4 protein-coding genes and 1 pseudogene are annotated in these 5,661 nt (G+C 45.3%); all 5 read left to right on the top strand.

Annotated elements, in window-relative coordinates:
- The first annotated feature begins 81 nt into the window (after window positions 1-81).
- Window positions 82-1,377, top strand: a complete 1,296-nt coding sequence (locus tag A3757_RS07005; protein WP_068511211.1) for an imelysin family protein — start codon at window positions 82-84, stop codon at window positions 1,375-1,377.
- Window positions 1,378-1,440: 63 nt separating this feature from the next.
- Entirely contained in the window at window positions 1,441-2,907 is a 1,467-nt protein-coding gene (locus tag A3757_RS07000) for a di-heme oxidoredictase family protein (protein WP_068511212.1), read from the top strand.
- Window positions 2,907-3,965: an imelysin family protein gene (locus tag A3757_RS06995; RefSeq protein WP_068511215.1), complete on the top strand. Its 1,059-nt coding sequence runs from the start codon at window positions 2,907-2,909 to the stop codon at window positions 3,963-3,965. The genes A3757_RS07000 and A3757_RS06995 overlap by 1 nt, the downstream gene beginning before the upstream one ends.
- Window positions 3,965-5,101: a DUF1513 domain-containing protein gene (locus A3757_RS06990; RefSeq protein WP_068511217.1), complete on the top strand. Its 1,137-nt coding sequence runs from the start codon at window positions 3,965-3,967 to the stop codon at window positions 5,099-5,101. The genes A3757_RS06995 and A3757_RS06990 overlap by 1 nt, the downstream gene beginning before the upstream one ends.
- Before the next feature lie 121 nt (window positions 5,102-5,222).
- A pseudogene (locus A3757_RS27550) lies at window positions 5,223-5,661 on the top strand (hypothetical protein); the annotation flags it as partial.

Below are 5,661 nucleotides of genomic sequence, written 5' to 3'. Positions count from 1 at the left end.
ATAATACTTATCATTTAGAATATCATCTTCGCCATATTGGTCCATTAGGTCATTTTTAAAATTAACTTTCAGGGGTTATCCATGCTTTCTCTAAAATCATCCATTAGAAACTTTGTCCTCACAGGCTCAGTCGCCGCTATGGGCCTATCCGGCTGCGGAATGATGGAAACAAAAGAAACTAGCCAAGCTTCAGTTATCGATACTTATATTGATATCGCTAAAGAAAACTATCAGGACTCGCTAAGCGCCGCTCAAGCACTGCAAGCTCAAGTCAATGAATTTCTAGCTAATCCTAACGAAGCCAATTTGCAAAAAACTAAAGACGCTTGGATTGCGGCACGCGCGCCTTACCAACAGACAGAAGTCTACCGTTTTGGCAACGCATCGGTTGATGATTGGGAAGGTAAAGTCAACGCATGGCCTCTTGATGAAGGTTTGATCGACTATGTTGATGCTTCATATGGTGCTGAGTCTGATGAAAACCCATTCTATGCTGCTAACATCATTGCCAACCCTGCACCAATGATTGGCGGCAAGAAAGTAGATGCTAGCCAAATTACACCAGAACTACTTGCAAACACTCTGCATGAAATTGACGAAGTTGAGTCTAACGTTGCAACGGGTTATCACGTCATCGAATTTTTGCTGTGGGGCCAAGACTTAAACGGTAACAACCCTGGTGCTGGCTCTCGCCCAGCAAGCGATTTCTCACTTGATAAGTGTACCGGTGGCAACTGTGAGCGCCGTCGTCAGTACCTTCAAGCAGCAACAAGCTTATTGATTTCAGACCTAGAAGACATGGCCAATAACTGGAAAGAAGGCGGAGCATCAGTTGCTGAGCTAACCGCTAAAAGCGAAGCAGGTGCCTTGGCAACCATGCTGACAGGCATGGGTAGCCTTGCGTATGGCGAGCTAGCTGGCGAGCGGACTAAGCTTGGCTTGATGCTACACGATCCTGAAGAAGAACATGACTGCTTCTCGGATAACACTCATAACTCCCACTACTATGACGCCTTGGGCATCAAGAATGTCTATATGGGTCAGTATGAGAGCATCAACAACAACTCAGTAGATGGTGCAAGCCTTTCTGACTTAGTGAAGCAAGCAGACCCAGCACTGGATGCTGAAATGCTGGGTAAGCTTAATGCTACTCAAGCGACGGCTCAAGCAATGGTTGACGCGGCGGCTAAAGGCCAAGCTTTTGATGTATTGATCGGTGAAGGTAATACTGCGGGCAACCAAATCGTTCAGAACTTTGTTGATGCACTCGTTGCTCAAGCCAAAACAACTGAAAAGGTCATTCAGGTCTTAGGCCTCAGCAATATTGATTTTGAAGGTTCTGACAGCCTGGACAACCCTTCTGCTGTAGCAGAGTAATTAACAACTAGGTGACGCACCTGTTTATTTACGCCCGCCTAACAAGCGGGCGTTTTGGTAGCTATGAATAAAACCATCTTCGCACTTCCTCTTTTAGCGGTCAGCTTTTTACTCTACATAAATGCTGACTCGACCCTCGCTTCAAATAGCAAACTCCATAGTGCCAGAGAACTCTACCCATCAGGTCAACATAGTGCTGGCCAAAGCAAACAACGAAACAGTTTTGATCATCCCTCCCCCCTTCTGGATATGGAGACAAAGCTCGACTTTAAAATCGGCCGGGCCATCTTTGAAAAAATTTGGGTATTTGCCCCCTCAAGTACGACCGCAAGTGATGGCTTAGGCCCACTCTACAATGCAAGATCCTGCTCCCGTTGCCACGAGAAGAATGGTCGAGGCATATTAAAAGAAGAAGGTAAAACCTCCCCTGCACTATTTCTTCGGCTTAGCACTCCAGCCAAAACTGCCGAGCAAAAACGAGCACTGGAAAGTGGCCTCATAGGGCTAATACCAGAGCCTACTTATGGCACTCAGCTACAGACCTTTGCCTACCCGGGTGGACAAGCTGAGGCACAGCTACGAGTCAGCTATACAGAACAAAAAATTCAGCTAAGCGAAGGCGAAATGGTTAGCCTAAGAAAGCCGGATTACCAAATCATAGCGCCTCAGTATGGCCCAATGGATGAAGATTTGATGATTTCGCCACGTATTTCCTCGCCCATGATCGGATTGGGTCTTATCGAAGCGATAAATGAACAGGACATTCTTTCTAAAACCGACCCAGACGACAGTAACCAAGATGGTATTTCAGGCAAACCCAATTGGGTTTGGGATCAGCAAAAACAAGCACCGGCACTTGGCCGTTTTGGCTGGAAAGCAGGCACCCCCAACCTTCGTCAACAAAACGCTAGCGCGTTCAAGGGGGATCTCGGCATTAGTACACCGTTATTTCCACAACATTGGGGCGACTGCACTCCTTCACAAACAAGCTGCCGAAAACAAGCCCATGGAAACCGCACCCGCCAAGCCCCGGATATCAACCACATGGAAGCGCCAAAGGCGATGACCGATGCTTTATTGCTGTATACAAGAAATATCGCGGTACCCATTCGAAAAATAGACAATGCAGAAATGGTCAATAAAGGAAAAGCCGTCTTTCACTCCGCTGGCTGTGCCGCGTGCCATACTCCAAGCTATCAAACATCCGGGCATACTGAGCAAACTTCTCTTAACATGCAAACCATCTGGCCTTACACCGATCTATTACTGCATGACATGGGGCTAGGGCTGGCGGACAATCGACCCGAGTTTAAGGCAAACGGACAGGAATGGAGAACCGCTCCACTTTGGGGGCTCGGTTCAGACAAATACGTAAATGGCAGCCATTTTCTTCTGCATGACGGCCGCGCACGCAGTATACTTGAAGCAATTATGTGGCATGGCGGCGAGGCCGAATCTGCCAAGCAAGCCGTACAAACAATGCCCCAAGAGCAACGCGCACAACTGCTTACTTTTTTGGAATCACTTTAATGAACAGAACCTCTACGATTTCCAGTATTTTCTTAGCTTGTATCCTCTCATTTGTATGTCATGCCGCCCCAAGTGAAGCTGACTGGAAAAACTTCAACCATGCGACAGTTAATAGCTTTGTTATCCCGTTTTATCAATCGCTTAGCGCTGCCTCTCAGGCTTTGCAGCAGAGCACCCAAGGCCTCTGCCAAAGCCCTTCTCAAGAGGCGCTAGATAATAGCATCGGTGATTTCCACAAGACGATGGATGCCTGGCAATCTATTCAAAATATCACGTTTGGCCCCATAGAGTTTTCAATGCGCAGCCATAGCTTACAGTTCTGGCCCGACAAGAAGAATCATATCGGCAAACACCTAGGTGTTCTTCTAGCAAGTGACGACAAAACATTGCTGAATGAAGATAAATTCCAGCGTGTCAGCATTAGCGTTAAAGGCTTACCCGCGATTGAAAGAATTCTTTTCAAACAATCGGCGCTCAATGAACTCAAGGCAAATAAGTTCCACTGCGATGTATTAACGACGATCTCTCAGAATGTTTCGACGATCAGTACATCACTACATAGCGAGTGGCTTAAGCATATGCGTGGCCAGTTTGCCGACGCTAAACAACTAGACGGCTACTTCGAAGACGACATCGACGCCGCCACAGCTTTATTAAAAACAATGATCGAACCCTTGGAAGTCATACGAGACTTAAAGCTTAAACGCCCGCTTGGCAGCGCGTTTGGGAAAGAAAAATATAAGCGACTGGAATCATGGAGAAGCCAACGCTCATTGCGCAATATTGAGTTGAATATTCTTAGCCTTCAGCTTATGTTTGAAGGGCTAGCCAACATACTCCCCCCTGAAAGATACCATTCAATTAGCCATCAATACACGGCCCTGGTCGATGCAATTAAGCAGATCAATACACCTTTGGAAAATGCAGTCAGAACAGCTGAAGGCTACCAGGCAACATTAGACATCTATAAGAAAATAGGCACCTTACACAAGGAGCTCGAAACATCAGTATCGGCCTTGGGTATTCACCTTGGCTTTAACAGTCGAGATGGTGATTAATGACTGACAAACTCTCGACATTAGAAAACACAAGGCTAAGCCGAAGACAGCTCCTTGGATCTATAGTCGCAAGCAGCTTACTCAGCCCATTCAATGCCTTCGCCAAGGAAAACGACTCAGAATTGCTCATTAGTGCAGCTAGGGATAGACACGGTCAGCATTGGGTAATTTGCTTACAAGGAAATGGCGAACCTGTCAGTCGGCTTAAGCTTCCCGCCAGAGCTCACCAGGTGATCAAGCACCCTCATAAAGAAGAAATAGCAGTCATTGGGCGGCGTCCTGGTCAATACATAATCGTATCTTCAATCAAATCAGGCAGAGTGATAAAACATATTCAGCCTGAACAGGGTTTCCACTTCTACGGGCATGCTCTTTACACACCTGATGGACGTTATTTGGTCAGCACTGAAAATCACATAGATTCGGGTCAAGGAAGGCTTTTTGTGAGAGATGTGCTCAACGATTATCGCGTACACGCCCAGCTCTCAAGCCATGGTATTGGTCCACATGAAATAAAGCTCTGCAGCGACACGGATACTTTAGTTATTGCCAATGGAGGTATTCTCACACACCCGGATAAAGGTCGTGTAAAGCTGAACCTCGATACCATGTCCCCTTCACTAACTTATGTCTCGCTTACGAGTGGTGACTTACTAGAGCAAGTAAAGTTAAAAGAGGAATACCACCAGCTGAGCATTCGTCACATCGATATCAACCAAAGAGATGAAGTGGTGATCGGCCTACAGTATCAAGGAGATAAAACTGACAGCGTTCCCTTGGTTGCCCACCACCAACGAGGGAAAGACCTCAAACCTCTTTGGGCACCCGATGATGTTAATTATGCCATGAAGCATTATTGTGGCAGCGTTTGTTTTGACCCCATAGGAAAAACTGCCGCGGTTTCCTCACCCAAAGGAGATTTGATTACCTTTTGGGACTTTGATCAATTAATCTATTTAAGCAGTCTTCGTTGTAAAGATGGCTGCGGTTTAACCAGCTATCGAAACAATGAATTTGTTATTTCCAACGGCTTAGGCAACCTTTACCACTACAACAATACAACAAAAGAACTTAGTCAAAACTTATCCAACCCAGGCCTCAAAATTGCCTGGGATAACCATCTCTTGAGCGCCTAAACACACAAATACAAAAGTCCATTTTTCAAGCTCCTAAAAGTCAAAACTCAACTATACTATCTGTGATACAGCTCAACTTCATAGGTAACGAGCTTCTGGAATAGGCAATAGGGGGTCAAATATGTCCAAACTGTTAGATAACATATCAATTAAATCTAAGCTCTTATCAATCTGCACTATTACATTAGTTGGTATGCTTACAATCATCTTAGTCGAGCTCAATTTTAGCAAGACACTATCAGAGTCAGCTTCTTCGCTTGTGTCCATTGAAAAGCTTAACTCTAACATGCTTACCTTGAGACGGAATGAAAAGGACTTCCTCACCAGGAAAGATGAAAAATACGTCACACGATTCTCTGATAATGTTGCAAAGCTAAACAAAGAAATTAGCGAACTAAAAGTATTAAACAACTCACTTGGGTTTGACACTGAAGATAATCTCACCAAATTAGGCGACATAATAAAAAGCTATCATCAAACTTTTTTAACCATATCGAAAACTCAAAAAGAAATAGGATTAACACCTAAAACCGGGCTTTACGGTACTCTTCGAGCATCAG

This window comes from Oleiphilus sp. HI0117 (genome assembly GCF_001635235.1).
The sequence above is the reverse complement of the archived record's forward strand: the minus strand, read 5'-3'. Positions and strand labels throughout refer to the sequence as shown.

Excerpts from the sequence above, each read along its gene's own strand:
- A3757_RS07005 (WP_068511211.1), top strand. The coding sequence starts at position 82 with ATGCTTTCTCTAAAATCATCCATTAGAAACTTTGTCCTCACAGGCTCA.
- A3757_RS07000 (WP_068511212.1), top strand. The coding sequence starts at position 1,441 with ATGAATAAAACCATCTTCGCACTTCCTCTTTTAGCGGTCAGCTTTTTA.
- A3757_RS06995 (WP_068511215.1), top strand. The coding sequence starts at position 2,907 with ATGAACAGAACCTCTACGATTTCCAGTATTTTCTTAGCTTGTATCCTC.
- A3757_RS06990 (WP_068511217.1), top strand. The coding sequence starts at position 3,965 with ATGACTGACAAACTCTCGACATTAGAAAACACAAGGCTAAGCCGAAGA.